Origin of the sequence: Streptomyces sp. NPDC020489, from assembly GCF_044386545.1 — a bacterium.
In the GTDB taxonomy this organism is placed as follows: domain Bacteria; phylum Actinomycetota; class Actinomycetes; order Streptomycetales; family Streptomycetaceae; genus Streptomyces.
The window spans coordinates 26998-43753 of sequence record NZ_JBIRUZ010000016.1 but is presented as its reverse complement, the minus strand read 5'-3'; the positions used below and the strand labels follow the sequence as shown (position 1 = coordinate 43753).

At 68.8% G+C, this 16756-nt stretch carries 12 protein-coding genes and 1 pseudogene; all 13 read right to left on the bottom strand.

Features of this window, described 5'->3' with window-relative positions:
• Positions 1-192 precede the first annotated feature (192 nt).
• The 13 genes and pseudogenes from ACH41F_RS34210 to ACH41F_RS34150 all read right to left on the bottom strand — a co-directional run bounded on the left by ACH41F_RS34210 (position 193) and on the right by ACH41F_RS34150 (position 16731).
• Positions 193-966: a hypothetical protein gene (locus ACH41F_RS34210; protein WP_391238228.1), complete on the bottom strand. Its 774-nt coding sequence runs from the start codon at positions 964-966 to the stop codon at positions 193-195.
• Between the two features lie 407 nt (positions 967-1373).
• Positions 1374-1820: a hypothetical protein gene (locus ACH41F_RS34205; protein ID WP_391238230.1), complete on the bottom strand. Its 447-nt coding sequence runs from the start codon at positions 1818-1820 to the stop codon at positions 1374-1376.
• Positions 1821-2136: 316 nt separating this feature from the next.
• Positions 2137-2544 carry a hypothetical protein gene (locus tag ACH41F_RS34200; RefSeq protein ID WP_391238233.1) on the bottom strand — a complete coding sequence of 136 codons (408 nt, stop codon included), beginning with the start codon at positions 2542-2544 and terminating at the stop codon, positions 2137-2139.
• Positions 2545-2727: 183 nt separating this feature from the next.
• Positions 2728-3198, bottom strand: coding sequence for a hypothetical protein (locus ACH41F_RS34195; RefSeq protein WP_391238237.1), 471 nt, complete (start codon positions 3196-3198; stop codon positions 2728-2730).
• A 20-nt stretch (positions 3199-3218) separates the two neighbouring features.
• Positions 3219-5462: a hypothetical protein gene (locus ACH41F_RS34190; protein WP_391238239.1), complete on the bottom strand. Its 2244-nt coding sequence runs from the start codon at positions 5460-5462 to the stop codon at positions 3219-3221.
• Entirely contained in the window at positions 5462-8080 is a 2619-nt protein-coding gene (locus ACH41F_RS34185) for a hypothetical protein (protein ID WP_391238242.1), read from the bottom strand. The genes ACH41F_RS34190 and ACH41F_RS34185 overlap by 1 nt, the downstream gene beginning before the upstream one ends.
• Complete coding sequence (locus ACH41F_RS34180) at positions 8080-8481, bottom strand: hypothetical protein (RefSeq protein ID WP_240204735.1); 402 nt, start codon at positions 8479-8481, stop codon at positions 8080-8082. Before ACH41F_RS34180 ends, ACH41F_RS34185 begins: the two co-directional genes overlap by 1 nt.
• Positions 8482-8560: 79 nt before the next feature.
• A complete protein-coding gene (locus ACH41F_RS34175; RefSeq protein WP_024126644.1) occupies positions 8561-9676 on the bottom strand; it encodes a DUF4417 domain-containing protein in 1116 nt (371 codons plus the stop codon).
• Complete coding sequence (locus tag ACH41F_RS34170) at positions 9673-11016, bottom strand: ParB N-terminal domain-containing protein (RefSeq protein WP_391238246.1); 1344 nt, start codon at positions 11014-11016, stop codon at positions 9673-9675. The genes ACH41F_RS34175 and ACH41F_RS34170 overlap by 4 nt, the downstream gene beginning before the upstream one ends.
• A 36-nt stretch (positions 11017-11052) precedes the next feature.
• On the bottom strand, positions 11053-12087 hold the full coding sequence (locus ACH41F_RS34165; protein ID WP_234048908.1) for a replication-relaxation family protein: 1035 nt from the start codon (positions 12085-12087) through the stop codon (positions 11053-11055).
• A complete protein-coding gene (locus tag ACH41F_RS34160) occupies positions 12084-14570 on the bottom strand; it encodes an ATP/GTP-binding protein (RefSeq protein WP_391238251.1) in 2487 nt (828 codons plus the stop codon). Before ACH41F_RS34160 ends, ACH41F_RS34165 begins: the two co-directional genes overlap by 4 nt.
• A gap of 31 nt (positions 14571-14601) precedes the next feature.
• A complete protein-coding gene (locus tag ACH41F_RS34155; protein WP_391238253.1) occupies positions 14602-15087 on the bottom strand; it encodes a hypothetical protein in 486 nt (161 codons plus the stop codon).
• A 222-nt stretch (positions 15088-15309) separates the two neighbouring features.
• A pseudogene (locus tag ACH41F_RS34150) lies at positions 15310-16731 on the bottom strand (peptidoglycan DD-metalloendopeptidase family protein).
• Positions 16732-16756: the final 25 nt, after the last annotated feature.

Here is a 16756-nt window from a genome sequence, read left to right as displayed (position 1 = left end):
AAGCTCGAGGTGGAGCCGGCACCGCCGGCTCCACGGCTGCGTCGGCCCCGATCGCGCAGGGGCAGGCGCTAAAGTACATCACGGTAGAACAATACGCAACGCACGCTCGAGGTGGTGCCTCCGTACGCCGGCGGGGGTGTCTTCGGGGCCGGGCGTGTGTCCGCCCGGCCCCGAAGTCACCCCCGCGAGTATTCAGTGCGCCAGCGCGAACTTCTGGCCCGCGCGCGCTTTCTTCGCGCGCAGCTTCTCGTCGCGCGCTCGCTGAAGGCTGCCGAATGTCTCCTGCCCTTGCTTCTTGAGGAGATGCGGAATCCGGTTCGCCGGGATTCCGACGAGAGGGGACTCGCTGAGCACCGCCAGAAGGTCCGATTCTGTCTGGTCGGTGTAGTCGGCGGTGATCAGCGCTTCGACATTGGGGAAGACGTCCGCGTGCCTTTCAGTGCTCAGGTCGATGAGGTGGTCCTCTTTTCCTCCGAGGCTGTAGCACCAGAGGAAGTTCTCGGGCGGATCGTTGGCGACAAGCCGCTTAAAACGGCTGATTTCCTTGGTGTAGCAGTAGAAGCGAACGCCCGGTGAGCTGCGCATGATGCGCAGCCAGGTGAGAAGGTATTCGTCGGAGAAGAACTCGCCTGAATCGTGCACGCGAATCCACTTGCCGACGTACCTCTTGTGTGTGAGTTCCTCCGTCATCTGCCTCTCGAATTCCTCCGGGTTGTCCCGGCAGAGGAGGAGATTCCGAATGTGTGCTGCGCGGACGTTTTTGAACCGGTACGTGCCGACCCGGGCGTAGCACAATTGTGCGCACACGCCGGCCTGAGGGCAGACGTTGAAATGGCTTCCATCGGGCATTTCGATCACAAAAGCTGGCAGTGTCCAGTTGAATATGCCGATCCTCCTCAGATCCGAGTTCTGGGTGAGGAGCCGCTTGGTGGCGGTGCGGCCGGTCGCGTTGGAGCTCTCAGACATCTCGTTCCTTGTGTTCCGAAGGGGAGGGCGGGCGGGTGAGGCGCCGGGCATCCCGCGTGCGGGCGCATGCGTGCGTGGATCCGAGCGCGATCACGCCGCAGTCGGCTCTCGTGAACACGGCCGGTCCTGGCGATGGCGCTGGCGGTGCGCGCTGCGCTGGTGGTGGCCGCCGAACTGGGCGTCGTCACCGTGACTGGCGATCAAGCCGGTGGGCCGTGGTGAGGTGCGCTTGGTCTCGGGCTCCAGGAGGCCCTGTGACTCGGCGACGTCGACGACGCGGACGTCGCACTGTCTCCCCGGGGTTACGGCGACCCGGCCGAGCGGAAGCCGGCGTGGTGAGGTGTCGCTTCACGCAGGGCGCCCCCGGCTGATTCAGCCGGGGGCGCCCGTCGGGGAGGGGAGCGCGATCAGTTGCCGCGTGCGAGGCAGCCGTCGGCGTGCGCGGGGGAGGTGCGGAGGCGGGGAGATCCCCCGAGGCCGTCGCGGGTCTGGAGGAGGTGGTCGCCCAGGTCTTCCAGGGAGTTGATCTCTTCGACGGGCACCGGCTTGCCGCACCGGTCGCACGGGCCGATGAGGTCGAAGGTGAGGCGGCGGCGGTCGTCGTAGGTCGCGAGGAAGTTCAGCGTTCTGTCCGCGAAGGGGATGGACAGCGCCACCGCGGGGAAGTGCTGGCCGTCTGCGACGAGGGGATGGGTGTCGTCGTCCTTGGTGCGGATGCTGACCGGGCGGCCAAGGGAGTTGAGCGAGAGGCGGTGGCGCAGTACCGCCTCCACCCAGCGCAGCTCGGCGTCGTGGCTGTGGAGGGCCGGGTCCGGACCGACCCGGCTGGCCTGTCCGGTTTGTGCGCGCTTCACCGCTGCCTGGATGGCTGCGGCCTCAATGGGGTTGGAAGGCGTCCTCGTGATGCTCGGCATCGGATCTCCGAGAAGAAGGATCGGGTCCGTTATCGGCACGCTTGCGCGCCTCACGGACACCGGGGCTGGAATCGAAGGCCGCGGACAGCGGCTCCGGCCGGCGGAATCTCCCGCCCGACGCCAATCACAGTACCTATTGAAACAAGAATACGCAACATGAGGGTTGAAGGGACGGCCGACCAGCCGCTGCTCCCAGGGAAGACGTACGAGTGGGGGCAGCGGCACGGCCGGCCTGTGTGCTGCGGACGTGGCCGGCCTATGCCGGCGCGGTGGTGAGCTGACCGACCTGGTCAAGCAGGAGTTGGGCCCGGGCGAAGGCTGCCGCCTTGTGACCATACGAGGGGACGACCAGGTGCATGGTCTCGTGTGCCAGGGCGCGATCGGCTTCCTCGCGCGTGGTCACCAGCCCGAGGTTGATGGCCATCAACGGCACCTTCAGCCGTGCGGTCTTCGGGCCCAGATACACCTGGGCGGCATAGTGCGAGAGGTATGGCATGCCGCTGATCGAGGCATATGCCGCAAGATCGGTGACGAGGTGAAAGTTGCGCTCGGACACCGTCGCGAACAGCTTGGCGCGCCGACGCAGCCAGCTCACGTCGACGGGGAGGTCGCGCTCGTGCTCCGGCAGCGGGCTCCGCAGATCAGCGTGCCGCTGTTCGGTCACCGGATGTGCTCGATCTACCATGTGCTTCCTCCTCTCGAGTGGGGTCCTGCTCTTCCGCCAGGGCGTCCGGCCGGCCGTAGCCATCCCCCGGGCTGGCCAGTGGTCGTCTCGCGGCGGTCGGGCCGCGGGGACATCATGCCAACACGTCCCGCGGCCGCCCTTCGGCACCGGCGACGGCGCTGCTCACGCATAGCGTCCGTGCCATGAGTCCGCGTCCAGCCGCTCCAGTGCGGCGTCCTCCTCTGGGGTGAGGCGGTTGGTGAAGTCGTCCCAGCGGTTCAGCTGCTCGAGTTCGGGGCCGTCGGCCGGCTCGATCCGTGCCTTCTGCCCCGTGGTCAGCTCCATCTCCACGCCGTCGTCCACGAGGTCGGCACTGGCTACCGAAAGAGATCGTCGCCGAGCCAGGTTGAGGTTGAACAGGTAGCCGCCGCCCTCGGCGTCCTGGCCACCGACCAGAGGCCTGATCCATATGACCTGGTCGCCGTCGTCCTCGAAGCGGTAGTGGCGGGCGAGAGCAGCGCGGAAGACCTCCGTCCCGTCAGGGCCCGACACGACCAGTCGCGCGCCGGCATCCACCGGGTCCCCGGTCGCACTGTGGTTGCCTGCGACGAGGTCCGCGAACCGCTGGCGCCACTGCTGCTGTGTTGCTGTCATCGAATCGCTCCTGGTCAGCCCTAGTAGTCGGATTCCGTGCACAGGACATCCTCGACGGGTTTCCCGCCGAGCTGGGTGATGCCCCGCGCGGTGAGGGAGGCAAGGATGCTGCTGCGCTCCGCGGCGGTGTGGCACACGATCCTGCTGGGAGCCTCGGCCCCCAGCAGGTCGATCCCGTTCCGGAACATGATTTCGTTGCTGCTGCCGGTGAACTTGGCGATCTTCATCGGGTCCCGTGTGATGGCCCCCGCGTTGTAGTTGTGGTGCGCGGGGTTGATGGCGCCGTAATGGTCGCCGTTGTAGGCGTAGTAGTCGCTGCGCTGCATGAGTACGCTCGGGTCGTCCCAGATCAGCCGACCCCCACCGGGGGAGCTGGGCGTCTTCTTGACCCGCAGGAACACGCTGTTGGCGCCGCCGGTCATCTTGTCGGCCTGCTCGCTCAAGCCCAGTCCCCCGCCGATGCCCATCACGGCCCGCTTCTCCGTGGAGGCCAGGACCCCAACGCCGAGGAGACTGGCGAGATCGCCGCCGTTGAGGTTGTGGCTCAGTGACCGGCCCTTGAATGCACTCTGGATCTCCGCCTTCTTGCCGGTCACATCGAAGCGGGACCAGGTCAGCCACTTCCCTCCGGTCGAGGGCGTCGGCTCGTAGCCCGGGCTGGCCGCGAGTTCGGCGCCGCTGGAGAACCCGGAGGCCTTCGCGACGGCGTCTCGGACGACCTCGACCTTCATCGGCAGCACCTTGTGGGATGCCTCCAGGTGGATTCTCTTCATGGCCGTCTGCAGCGCGTCGCTGTCGAGCCCCATGAGGGACTCCATGCGCTGGTGCACGATCTCCTGGACCTGGAGATCCTGGAGTCCCTGGGCCGTCTCCATGGCGGCCTTCATGCCGGCGGAGCCCTCCAGCCCCTGGGCCTGGATGTTGTTCGCCAGGTACGTCCACTCGCCCTCGGCCGCGGTCATCGGCTTGTTCATCAGGTGCAGCTGTTCCAGCCGATCCACGAGGTCCTTGCCGTGGCCGGCGCCCGCAGGGGCGTGGACTTCAAGCTGTCCCCGCAGCGAGAACTCTGTGTTCGCCGGGTCGTTGTCCTTGTACGGGCGGTAGACGGCCTTCCAGCCGTCGCCCATGTCGATCTCGTACTCCGTGCCTTTGGCGGAAGAGCGGCTGACACCGTCCCAGGACGTCTGCCCGGTGGCCGGGTCGAGGTTCGCCTGGATCCTGCTGGCCTTGCGGACCGTCGCGGCGAGCGTGCCGGGCTCCGGATCCCCGTCGGGCACCGGTATCTGCTTGGTGACCATCTTGGTCGCGGTGACCTCGTAGGCGTCCATCCACGGCATGACCGACCCGCCGTTGTCGATCTTGTCCTTCACAACGTCCAGCTGGTCCATGTAGTGCTGGGCCATGGCTTTCTCGTCGTCGTTGATCGACGGGTCGTTGAGGACGGCGGAGACCGCGTCGACAGCCGCCTGGTGCTTGGCGATCGACGCGTCCGACATCGGCAGGCTGCCCTTGAGCTTGTGCTGCACGGAGGTGATTGCGGTCTTGGTCAGCTCGGCCAGCTTCTTCTCCTTGTCGAGGTCGAGGCGCTCCTTGACCTCTTCCTCGACCTGGATCTCCTCCATGTGCGTGCCGGGGATACTCAGCGCGTCGAGGAGCTTCTCCTCGGCCTCCTCGGATATGTGCGTCAGCAGCACCTCCCGCGGCCCGTCCGGCGAGTCGTAGGCGACCAGGGTTGCTTCGGAGTTGATGAAGTCGTCCCCACCCACCAGAATCGGCGTCCCGGTGGGCTCGCCCACCGGAGGCGCCGCCGGCACCGGGGTCAGCGGGGGGTCCGTCTCCTCCTCTTCCTCCTCGACCTCCTCGATGTCCTCGGCCTGGAGCAGCACGTCTTCCTCCGCCGACGGCTCCTCACCGCTGCTCTGCAGCTCCCCCTCGGCGGACGCCTCCTGGGCCTCTTCCTCAGACGGCGCGGCGGCCGCAACAGGCTCGGGCTCAGATTCGGTGCCCAGGAGCCCATCGAGCTCCGCCAGCGGGTCCTCGTCGACAGGAGGTTCCGCAGGGGAAGCCGGCTCGACAACAGGCTCAGGCAGCTCGGGCACCTCGAACGCCGCCTCCCCCGAAGCCCCCGCGGACACGCCCGCCAGGTCGGCCCCTTCACCTGCCACCGGCGCACCGGTGATGTCCAACGGGGCGGCAGGGGCCTCGGCGAGCGCGGTGGGGCTGACCGCGTAACTCTGGTGGCTCGACTTCGATCCGGTTCCCATCAGCTACCACCGCCGTGCTTGAGGGAGGCGCCGGAGGGCAGGCCCAGCTGCTGGACGAAGAAGTCGGAGAAGTTCTCGCGCAAGTTGTTCTTCCTCTCTACGGCGTGGTCCAGGAACGCCGTGGCGATCTGGTCATGCGTGACCTGGGATTGCGGGATCTTCAGGGCTTTGGCCGCCCGGCTGCGCATCTGCGGGACCCAGGCCACACCGGATTTGGCGCCCTCGTACGCGGTGGAGTGCAGGACGGAGCGCAGCTGTGCGTCCGGCATGGACTCGAACTTCTTGATCACCGGGTGTGCGGCGGCTGGATTGATCTTGACGCCGTTGGCAAGGCCGCCCGAGAGCGCCGCCTGATAGAGCTTCTGGTGGATGGGAGTGACCCCGTTGGGGTCGTAATTGACCGAGAGCTTGTCCGCACCGAAGAACTTGTACGACTGGCCGTGATCAATTTGCACCAGTCCTCCAGATGGCGTCTGGAGCCAGTTGTCCTGGTAGCCGTCGTGATCGCTGATGAGCCACGAACCCACGTGCGACCGCACGATGGTGTCCACCTGGGTCTGTGTCCACTGGCTCGGGCTGGAGGTGAACGGCTTGGCGCCCTGCAGCAGCGGCTGGACAGAGCCGGCTGTGCCGTCCTTGGTCTTGTGGTGGTAGACCGGCACCGACGGGACGCCGCTCAAGGCCAGGATCTGGGATGCGGCGGCCTCGGTGTGGCCCAGTGCGCCGCCATGGTTGTGATCGGCCTTGAACATCCACGGCGATCCGTCCGGGGCGGCATGGATGGTCTTGGCGTGTATCCCTCCGAGGTGGGACGCCGTCGTGCCGGCGCCGAAGGTCCAGCTGGCGACCTCCTTGGCGTCGACGCGGGCCGGCAGGTCCTGGTTGGTCGCCTTGGCGTGCTGGACGGCAGCCATCATGGCCTGGACGTTGGCGTTGAACGAGCCCGGCTTCGGTGCCTTCACCGGCTTCGCCGCAGGCGCGGCCGGCTTCGCCGCCGAGCCGGTGCCCTTCGCCGGCAGTTTGCTCGCCAGAGCCTGGACCGCCTCGTCCGACGCCAACCCGTCATCGGGCTTCGTCGAAGGGGCCGCGGCGGCTGCCGCCTTGGCGGCCTTGGCCGCCTCCTTCTTCGCGACGTCCGCGTTGACCTTGTCCTTGATGGCCTGCTGGTCGTACTTCTTGTTGAAGCTCGCGGCTATGTAGTTCTGGACCTGGGCACGAGTGGCCTTGGCGTTGTTGTCCATGCCCAGCTCGCCCGCGACGGTGCGCAGGTCGGAGAGCTTCTGCTTCGCGGCCCACGACTTGAAGTCGCTGGTCAGATCGCCGGGGTGAAGGTACTTCCCAGGTCCGAGAGCCGGGTGCTCTGCGTACGGGGTATCGCTGGCACCGCCTTGCTGGGTGTAGGGGTACCAGGCGTTCACGTCCGTCTGCATGTCCCGGACGTCGCCGGCGTTCTTCGCCCACGCGGCGATCGCCTGCGGCGCGCCAGGGTCGCCCGCCGGCGGCAGGTTCAGCGGCTGGTCGCCACCGGGAGCCATCGCGACGTGGGCGGCGTAGCCGGCGTCGAGGTTCGCCAGCTGCTCCTGCCGCTTGGCCGCAAGGGCCTTCAGCGACTGCACTTCGCTCTCGGGTGTGCTCGGCCGCATCAGTGCCACGAGCTGGTGACCACCGAGGTGCATCGCCTCGGTCTCGCTCAGCTGCCCCGAAGCGAGAGCCTGCTGCACCAGAGGCTGGACGTCCTTCGCGTGCACGTACGTGTGGTTGAGAGCATCGTCGACCGCCGACTTGGCCTCGGCCTTGGCCTTGGTCAGGTCCTCGCCGAGCTCGGGACAGTCGGCCGACGCCAGCTTCTGCTCAGCCGCGAGCATCGTGTGCAGGGCCTCGGCCCTCTGTTCCTGAGCTTGAGGCCCGTAGGTCTTCTTCGCCTCATTCCAGGCGTCGATCGACGCGGTCACTGCCTGGGCGGAGGAGGCGACCTCGTCCGGCGTGGCCTTCCATACGCCGCCGCTGACGGGCGGCTCGGTGCCCTCGATCTCGTGCAGGTCGGGGAGCGTCATTCCGCCGACCGTCTTGCCGGCGAGCAGCTCGTTGTACCGGCTGAGCGCGGCGGCCTGGATCTTGGCCTTGGACGGAATGTCGCCCGGGTACGCCGGGTCGAGCCAGTGGACCAGGGGGTGCTGGCCCTTGCCGGACAGGCCCACCAGCGCGGGGTGCTCGAAGCCCTTGGCCTCGGCGATCTCGCGCAGGTCGTCCTCGTCGAGCGAGTTCAGATAGGCCAGCGTCTGCGCCTTCAGTGCCTTGGTGTGGGCCTCGATCTCCTCGTCGGAGGCGCCCGCCTCCTTCAGCTTCTCGATGGCCTCCTGAGCCTGCTCGACCTGGCCGACGAAGAGGTCGTAGCGCTCGACGGGATCCGTCGGGACCTCGTCTTCGGGGTCGACGGCGAACGGCGGGTCGGCGATCTCCTCCATGAGGTTCATCGCCACCAGGAGGTCGGCCTTGGCCTGGACCTCCTCGTCGGACATCGGCTCCGCGGGCGCCTCGGCCACCACGTCGTCCGCTTCGGACGCCGTGGTGGGCCCGACAGCGTAGGAGGCGTGCGAGGACTTGCTGCCGGTGCCCATCAGCCGTCACCCCTCGGTGGGAGCGCAGGGATGACCTCGGCGAGCAGTCCGTCCAGAACGAGGTCGGCGGCGTGCGTGAGGTCGAGCGCACCCTCTGGAACGTCGGCGGGCTCGAGCGAGCACGCGCCCCCGGACTGCGCGATCCAGCGCTCGATGTCCTTGTTGGTCGTGGTCTCGCCCAGGCGCTCGCGCCAGGGATCGGCCTGCTCGTAGACAAGGGGGACCCAGCGCACGACCCGCTCGGCCGGCTGCCGGCCCTCGTCGAGGCCGAGCACGGCGACGGGGTCGACGGGGAGGCCGAGTCCGGGGTGCCAGACGAGCAGGATCCACAGTCGCCAGGCCGGAGCGGCCGGTGACGGCTCCGCCGTCTCGGCATCGGTGGGGTTGGGTTCAGTCGTCACGGAGGCTCCTCCCGAAGGTGCTTTCACCTGCTACAGGTGTGGGAGGAGCCGCCGGTGTGACAGTGCGGGCGAAGAAGTTTCAGCGGCTGGGCAGGAGCGAGGCCATGTACTGGACGGTCGCGGCGAAGGCGTCCTCGGTCCGGGCGTGGACGTCTTCGCGCCCGTTGGCGGTCATCACCGCGCCGTGCAGGGCGTATTGGTGGGGGTTCTGGGAGATCAGGGTCAGCCTGGGGCCGAAGATCTGGGCCATCTCGGCGATGCGGTTGGCCCGGGACAGGCCGGTGAGGATGACCGGCATGTCGTCGGGGAGGTTCTCGGCCAGGAAGTGCAGGCCGGGCCGCTCCCAGCTGTCCCAGTCGGCGTTGTCGCGGACGGTCTGCACGTTGATGGCGATGCCGGCCGGCTGGGTGTCCTCGATCCAGGAGAGGTAGCGCTGGAGGTCCTCGAGCCGGAACCAGTACACGTTCGGCACGACGTTCACGCCGGCCTCGGCGAACTCCTGCGCGAGCAGGAGCGATCGGCGCATGTTGAGCAGGTGCTCGGTGCGCGGCCAGTCCCCGTAGATGCTGTAGTTGCACGAGAGGACCAGGTCCCATTCCTGCTCCGCGATCCGCTCGACGAGCCTGTCGCGGCCGCGGCGGGTCCAGAAGGCCTCGACGAGCGGGTCCTCGCCGTAGCCGACCAGCACGGCCTTCTGGTGGTCCCCGAGGGCGAGGGCCTGGCGGGCGGTCTGCTCGGTGAACCGCTTGTAGAGCGTGTGGGTGTCGGGCGAGAACACGCGCCGCAGACCGACTCCGTAGGCAGGCCAGTTCAGGCTGGCGTCGAGCTTGGTGACCGCGGAGCCGTCGGTCATGGGGATGAAGGCGGGCAGGCCGTCGGGCAGCGTGCTGTCGACGGTGATGTCGTCGAAGGTCAGGGTGCCGCCGACGTCCGCCATCCACCCGGCTATGTCGGTCCGGCTCCCGCACCGGATCGGGCACTTGCGGGTCACGCACGCGTTCGCCGGAGCGTCCGCCTCGGCCGCCGAGCACCCGCAGAACCGGCAGTCGGAGTTCTGGCCGGTGCACAGGGGCTCGACGGTCGCCGGGCCGCCCCGGCCGTCGGGCCCGGCGTAGAAGGCGCAGCTGTTGCAGTCGCAGCCTCGGCCCGGAAGGGGCACGCCGACGGTCGGGATGGGCAGGGAGACACTGGTCATGCTGCTTCGCTTCCTTCGGTGGTTGCATCGTGGTCCGTCGCGCCGTCGGCGGTGGCGCCTTCGAGGTGGTCGTGGAGCTCGCGCAGGGCAAGGCGCAGGGAGCCGCGGTCGTACCGCGCGATCTCCTTGCCGGCCCGGACCTCGGCCAGAAGCCCGCGGATGCCGTCCAGGGCGGTACGGATCGTGTTCGACTCCACCGCCGGACGACTCGGGGCGGTGTCGGCCGGCATCGCTTCTGCGGCGGCTTCCGCTCGCGCCGTCGGCTGCATCGGATGGCCCAGCTCAGCGATCTCTGCCCCTTCATCCGCGCCGAGGGCCGACGGAACAGCAGCGTCATCGCCTTCGTCGGTCTCCTCCTGGTCCTCAGCGCGGGTGGGGACCCGGGTGAGCTTCGCCCGGCGGTCGGCGTTCGCCGCGTCCTGCCGTTCCTCGGCTTCGGTGATGATCTCTTCTGGTCCGAGCTCGGGCTCCTCCAGGCCGACGTTCACGGCGGTCGGGAGCAGGTGGAGCCGCTTGGAGGACTTCAAGGCTGCCCAGATGCCCTCGGCAGCCTGTGCCCGGCCATTGCGGAGCTCGGCGAATCTGATCCTCGTGTTCAGGCGGATCGCGGCTTCGTCCATCTCCTCGGTGAGGTCACGCGGCAGCGCGCGGAAGGCCCGTACGAGTTCACTGGCCTTGCGCTCGTTGAGCTGCAGCCCCAGGCGGTCCAGCACCTCGCTCCAGGGGGCGGCGCAGGAACTGTCGGTGCCGCGGATCTTCTCCAGGGCAAGGAAGCGTTCGGCCGGGTCGGGGATCGCGTAGACCTCTTGCGGCACGGGCTTGCCGGCCTTGAGGAGCTTGCCGACGAGGATGGCGCACCGCTGGTACAGCAACGCGGCGGCCTGCTCCCCGGGCCGGAGGGGCTCGCGGGCGAAGTTCTCGACGAAGCGCCACATGTGACGCTCCTCCTCGGACAACGGGCCCGGGCAGACCACGGCCGGCAGCGCCTGGAAGTGCGGGTTCTCCGGCCGGTTGACGGCGCCCCAGCGCATCGCGCGGAGGCGGCGCTCCCCGGTGACCAGGCGGATTGTCGGCGCCTTGCCGTCGACGACGATCTCCTCGGCCAGGACCGGCTCCAGGAGGCCGATGACGGACATGGAGGAGATCAGGTCGGCGAGTTCGGACGGTGGCAGGGTGTCGGAGGGGTTGCGGGCGTGGGGCTCAGTGAAGGGGGCGCCCTGGCCACGTAGCGGCAGCATCTCGAATCGCCGCTGCCGCAGCTTGACGCTGCGGTGCAGGATCTCGGTGAGCCGGATCATGCTCCCGCCGTCCGGCGGAGCCTCGAACGAGGTACTGGTCATGGCGCTGCTTCCTTCAGGGCCGCGGGGAGCGGCCGGTCACTTCGTGGCGAGGTAGAGGTCGGTGGGGGCGGGCCGGGTGGCCGGAGTGCCACGCAGCAGCGGGGTGAAGATCGGGGCGAAGGGCCCGTGTTCCTGGAGCTGCTGCAGGGTGGTGACGCCGATGTTGATGTCGCCCTTGAGCCGGCTGAGGCGGACGTCCGCACCGGCGCGCGTGTAGAGGTCCTCGGTGCGCGCGGCCAGCCGTTGCGGGCGCCGGTCCGGCTCCCCGGCCTTCGGCGGCGCCGCGTCGAGAACAACCAGGACCCGGGGAAAGACCGGGTAGTTGTACATCCACGCCGGCCTGGTCGCATTCGGGGTGCGTCGCGTGCGATCCGCGCTCTGCGGGACGTACTCGTACAGCCGGCCGTACGCCTGCAGCTTCGCGGCGAGCCGCGCGGAGGTCATCGTGGCGCGGTCGAGTTCGACGAAGAAGCTGAGCATGGTGCGCCGCCCGTTCTCCACGTGCACGTAGTTGAGGACGGCGTCGCTGATGACGTGGTCGTCCTCGAAGCGTCGTTGGCCGTCGCGGATCCGGTTGGCGACTTCGGGGGTCCAGTCCAGCGGCCCGCACTCGTGCCCCAGCCGACGCGCCCACTCGACGAAGGCGACCCCGACCTCGTTCACCGCGAGCGTGTGCGCCTGCCGGGCGCCGGCGACGGACTCGGGCGTCACCCGGTACGGCCGCGCGGGCAGTTCGCCGGCCTCCTCCACGGACTCGGCGCCGGCTTCGGTGAGGAACCACAAGAACGGCTGGCTCTGCACCCGCCCGCGGCCGCCTGGCCCTTGGGCCCGGATCCGGTCGACCAGTCCGGCCTGGAGCAGCTCGGCGAGCTGCCAGCGCAGGTACACGGGGCGGGCCGGCCGCTTCTCCGGCAGGGTCAGCAGCACGTGGAGCTGGTGGGTGGAGAGCACCCGGTGCTGGTACAGCAGCTCCAGGACCTCGCCGCCGATCGCGTGGAAGCTGCGCGTGGGTGACGCGAAGCTACGCGTAGGCGCCGCCGCGGCGGCCGCTTCGACAGGGGACAGAGTCATCCGAGCCTCGACTGGTTCTGGTGGGGGTTGATCGGGTGGACGTTGTCGGGGGCTTCTTCGGCCGGGTTCGGCTCCGCGCCGCTGATGACGGTGCCTTCGCTGTCGTGGACTCGCGGCCTTGCCGCTCCGCTGTCGGACGCGGTGACGTCGACCGGTCCGTCCGGACCCTCGGGGTCGGGCGGTGCGGCCTCTTCGAAGTCGGGCTCGTCCGGCGGCAGATCGGCGCCGGCCGGTTCGTCGTCGTCCGGCGGGACAGGGAGGGTGACGATGAACCGGCGCAGCCGCGAGTCCAGGCGGCGCAGGTCGGTGAGGATGTCGCGGACCGAGCGCCGCTGCAGGTTCTCGTCGATGGCCCGCGCCAGCCGCTCCTCGTTCTGCGGCCGGTAGTAGTCGCCGTACAAGTCCTCCACCGAGGCGCCGCGGACCCGGAACGGGTCGGTCGTGCCGCCTTCGAGCGTCACGGACATCACGTAGCTGTACCGGTTGAGCTGGACGATCGTGTCGGGGGCGACCTTCTTGCCCCAGCGGCGGGTGACCAGCGTCGCCTCGTCGACGTCGGACGCGGTCGTCGACAGGATGGACAGGTTCTGCAGCAGGCCCTGCCTGGTAGTGGCGCTCAACCGCTGCGCCATCTGCGTCATGGCGAGCAACTTCACGTTGTACTTGCGCAGCTGCTCGGTGATCTGGGCGAGGGTGCCCTTCGATGCGCCGTCCACGCTGGTCAGCTCGTCGATGAAGGTGTAGAAGTCGCGCCGCTGGTCGGGCGGGGTGTCCCGCCGCGAGAGGCCGGCCCGGAAGAGGTCGTAGATCAGCAGGGAGCTGATGATGCGGTCGACGTCGCCGGTGCCGGCGGGGCAGACAAAGACAATCTTCCCAGTATCCATGGCGTGCCGGATGTCGTACGTCGACCGGCTTGACCCGAGGAACGCCTTGATCGCGTTGGAGGAGGACAACCGCTCGATGATGTTCGTGACGACCGGGATGGCTTCCTTGCTGTAGCCCGGGAAGACGTTCTCCCAGAAGTCCCGGATGTCCTTGGGCAGGTACGGCAGCACGTTGGTCCGCCAGACCGCGTCCGTCAGGATGGTGCGGATCTGGAAGACGGTGGGCGCCAGGTCGGGCCGGCCGGCGCGGCAGACGTGCCACGACAGGTACACCAAGGACTCGACCGCGCGCGTGAGGATGGTCTTCGCACGGCCGGCCGAGTCGGACCAGTTCAACGCCGCGGCGAAGCCGGTGACGATGTACTGGACGATGTCGGGGATCTCGGACTCGCGCCGGCGCTCCATCGACAGCGGGTTCCAGGAGCCGACCATCTTGTCGAGCTCGGGGCTCGTGAGGTCGATCTCCCAAATCCGGTCGGCCAGTTCCTTGTGCGCCAGGTACGGCCGGGCACGGGTCCAGCCGTCACCATGGGGATCAAGGAAGAGGACGCCGAACCCGCCGTGGGCGATCGCGATTGCCTGCACGAGCGACATCTCGGTCTTTCCGAAGCCGGACTTGCCGAGGAACAGGGCGAAGAGCAGGTACTTCAGCGGGACGCCGGCGAGGCGCTCCCCGCCTCCGGACTTCGCCACCCACCCGAGAGGCAGCAGACCGCGCTGTCCCGTCCACGTCGGCAGTGCGGCGGGCGGCGGCGGGACGACTCCGCCCGAGCGGGCGATGTTCGGGGCCATGTTGTGCTTGGTGGGCGGCTTGAGCAGCCCGGCGATCTCCTGGGCGGTCACCCAGGAGTGCCGGCGCGGTACGAAGAGCCCGGTCTCGAAGCGGCGGTCGAACCTGCCCCGGTAGATCCAGTGGTCCGCCCGGACGCGGGTGACTCCGAGGTGGAGACCGACGGGGCGCAGGTGGTTGTCGCCGGACCACGGCTCCAGGGCGGCGAGGACCTGGTCGAGCAGCATCCGGGCCCGGTACTCGTCGCGAGCGCAGGTGCGCACGAGCAGCTGCATGGAGAAGACGGGCTCGGCCCCGGGGACGAGCTTGCCCATGGCGGCCTTCATGTCCGTGATGCGGTAGGTGGTGCGCTGTTGGTGGTGTTGCCGCTGCCGTGCGCCGCCGCCCTGGTTGCCTTTCATCTCGGTGGCGATCTCGGACATCAACGCGCCGAGGTCGAAGCCGAACCGGTTGGTGCGCTGCTGGGGCATGCCGGGTATGGCCGGCCCGTCGGAAGGGTTGCGGCGGGCCTGTGCCAGCAGGCGCCGGCGGCGGCTGCTGACACGGTTTGGGGAAACGGGCACGAGGTCCAGGACGACGTCGGCGCTCTCACCGAGGTCCTCGCGGACGTCGGCTACCGCGTTGGCCAGGGCCTCGAGCGGATCCGGGGTGAGCGGCACTTCGCGCAGGGCGAGGTGGTCGGGGAGGGCCAGGGCGAGCTCGGCGCGGGCGTAGTGCATCTCCTGGGTGGCCGGCCTGCCGCGGCCGTCTGTTTCCGGCTTGGCGAGGTCGACCGGTTGGGCGACGGTCGGGTCTGCTGCGATGGTCATGATCTACCTGTCTGTGGTGTGCGTCGGGGCGTCAGGAGCCGAGCTGGATCTGCGGCCGTTCGCGCGTAGCCCGGCCGTCGGCTTCCACCGGCCGCATCTCCACCTGGGCGTAGCCCTGGTGGCGCAGCACCGACATCGCTCGGTCCGGGCCCTCGACCTTCATGGACAGCGATCCGTTGGAGCAGGTGAAGCGGACACGGAGGGCGCTGGTGCGGGTCGAGGAGACGAGCCAGCGCGACACGCTCTTGTGCGCGCGGGCCATCTGGTGCCCGAAGCGGATGACCTCTTCAGGCTTCGGGTCGAAGCCCGTGGTCGGCAGCAATTCCAGAGCCGTTCGCTTGGCCATCGGGCCGCGGGACAGGGCCCAGCGGACTGCGGCAGCGCCGCCGCTGGCAGCAAGGGCGAGCAGCGCGACCCACCAGGCGTTGGCCATCACCGAGTCCGCCAGCCGCTCGGCGTGATCCGGAAGGTCCCCGATGAAGCCGATCGCGCCGTCGACGAGGTCGTTCGTGGTCACCGCCCACCGCCCGAGGACGAGGCGCGCGGCGGCGCCGCGGCGGCCGGAGCGGGCACGGGGGGAGTCGGGAGCACGGCGGCACCTCCAAAGAGCAAACGGGCCTTTCACCTGCTACAGGTGTCGGGATCCGGCTCGGTGTGACACTCCGCTCCGAATTTCTTCGCGGTGTTGCCTCGGTCGGCGTCACGACCCCTTGCAGGGGCACGTGACGCCGACCGAAGGTCAGATGTCGACGCCGTGACCGCGGAGGTAGGCCAGCGGGTCGATGTCCGATCCGTACTCCGGTCCGGTGCGGATCTCGAAGTGGAGGTGCGGACCGCTGACGTTGCCCGTGGCCCCGGAGTATCCGATCCGGTCGCCGCCCTTCACCTTCTGGCCCACGGAGACGTTCAGCGAGGACTGGTGCGCGTACTGCGAGTACTTGCCGTCCCCGTGCTTGATCACCACCTGGTAGCCGTACGCGCTGTTCCAGCCGGCCGTGACCACGGTGCCCGGGCCCACCGCGCGGATCGCGGTCCCTGTGGGCACCGGGAAGTCGACCCCGGTGTGGTAGCCGCTCGATCACATCGACCCCGAGACCCGGTAGCCGGTGCCGATGTGCTTGTCGGCGACCGGCGCGACCCACGAGCCCGACGTGCTGCCCGAGCCGGGCTCGGTGTAGTTGGGCCGCTTCATGATCAAGATCCGGTCTTTCCAGAACGAGAGGGGCTTGATCCGGACGCGGGCACCGGTATGTGGCGCGTCGATCACCTCCCCGCCGCCGATGAACATGGCGACGTGCTCCGGGCTGGAGGCGCTGCCGCCCGAGAAGAGCAGGTCGCCGGGACGCAGGTCCTTCTGCGCGTTCACCTTGGTTCCGATGTCGACCTGGTCGTAGGTGACCCTGGGGAGGTTCACGCCGACCTTGCTCCAGGCGTACTTGACCAGGCTGGAGCAGTCGCACCCGTTGGAGCCCTGGAACGGGGGCTTGCAGTTCCCGCCCAGGACGTAGGGGGTGTTGTAGGCCTCCTTGGCGCCCGCCACGACCTTGGCCAGACCCCCGGACGTCTTGCCGTCCATCGGTGCGGACCACCGCTCGGCCCGGTCCCGGATCTCGCGGACGTACTTGCGCGTCTCCTCGTACGGCGGGATCCCGCCGTACTTCTTCACGTTGTTCCCGCCGGCGTTGTAGGCGGCGAGCATGTTGTCGACGACGTCGCCGGGCACGCTGCGGATCTCATCGGCGAGCTTGCAGTCGTAGGCCACCATCGAGGGAACCGCGTCCTCGGGGTCCAGCGGGTCCGCGCCGCCCTTGTTGTTGGCGTCGATGCCTTCGGTCGCCCAGGTGGAGGGGATGAACTGCGCGATGCCCAACGCGCCGGCTCCGCCGTCGGGCGGGTTCTTGCGAAAGTTGGACTCCTGGTAGAGCTGGGCGGCGATCAGCGAGGGAGTGACCTCCGCACAGCCGTACCTCGACACGGCATCGAGGATGATGGGGCGCAGCCAGTCGGGTATCTCTTTGGTGTCCGACAGGCCGCCGCCGAATCCCGCGTTCTCCAGTGCGTCGCTCGTGTTGTCCTCACCGATCGCCGACGACAGTGCCAGTACGGCGCTGATGATCAGGCCGAGTCCGAGCAGGGAGGAGACAAGGCCCGCGATCAGCACCCGTCGCAGGACCTTGGACTCGCCC

What these genes read in the sequence shown, in the direction of transcription:
- ACH41F_RS34210 (WP_391238228.1), bottom strand. Translation starts at nt 966, where the DNA reads ATGTCTGAGAGCTCCAACGCGACCGGCCGCACCGCCACCAAGCGGCTC.
- ACH41F_RS34195 (WP_391238237.1), bottom strand. Translation starts at nt 3,198, where the DNA reads ATGACAGCAACACAGCAGCAGTGGCGCCAGCGGTTCGCGGACCTCGTC.
- ACH41F_RS34190 (WP_391238239.1), bottom strand. Translation starts at nt 5,462, where the DNA reads ATGGGAACCGGATCGAAGTCGAGCCACCAGAGTTACGCGGTCAGCCCC.
- ACH41F_RS34185 (WP_391238242.1), bottom strand. Translation starts at nt 8,080, where the DNA reads ATGGGCACCGGCAGCAAGTCCTCGCACGCCTCCTACGCTGTCGGGCCC.
- ACH41F_RS34175 (WP_024126644.1), bottom strand. Translation starts at nt 9,676, where the DNA reads ATGACCAGTGTCTCCCTGCCCATCCCGACCGTCGGCGTGCCCCTTCCG.
- ACH41F_RS34170 (WP_391238246.1), bottom strand. Translation starts at nt 11,016, where the DNA reads ATGACCAGTACCTCGTTCGAGGCTCCGCCGGACGGCGGGAGCATGATC.
- ACH41F_RS34165 (WP_234048908.1), bottom strand. Translation starts at nt 12,087, where the DNA reads ATGACTCTGTCCCCTGTCGAAGCGGCCGCCGCGGCGGCGCCTACGCGT.
- ACH41F_RS34160 (WP_391238251.1), bottom strand. Translation starts at nt 14,570, where the DNA reads ATGACCATCGCAGCAGACCCGACCGTCGCCCAACCGGTCGACCTCGCC.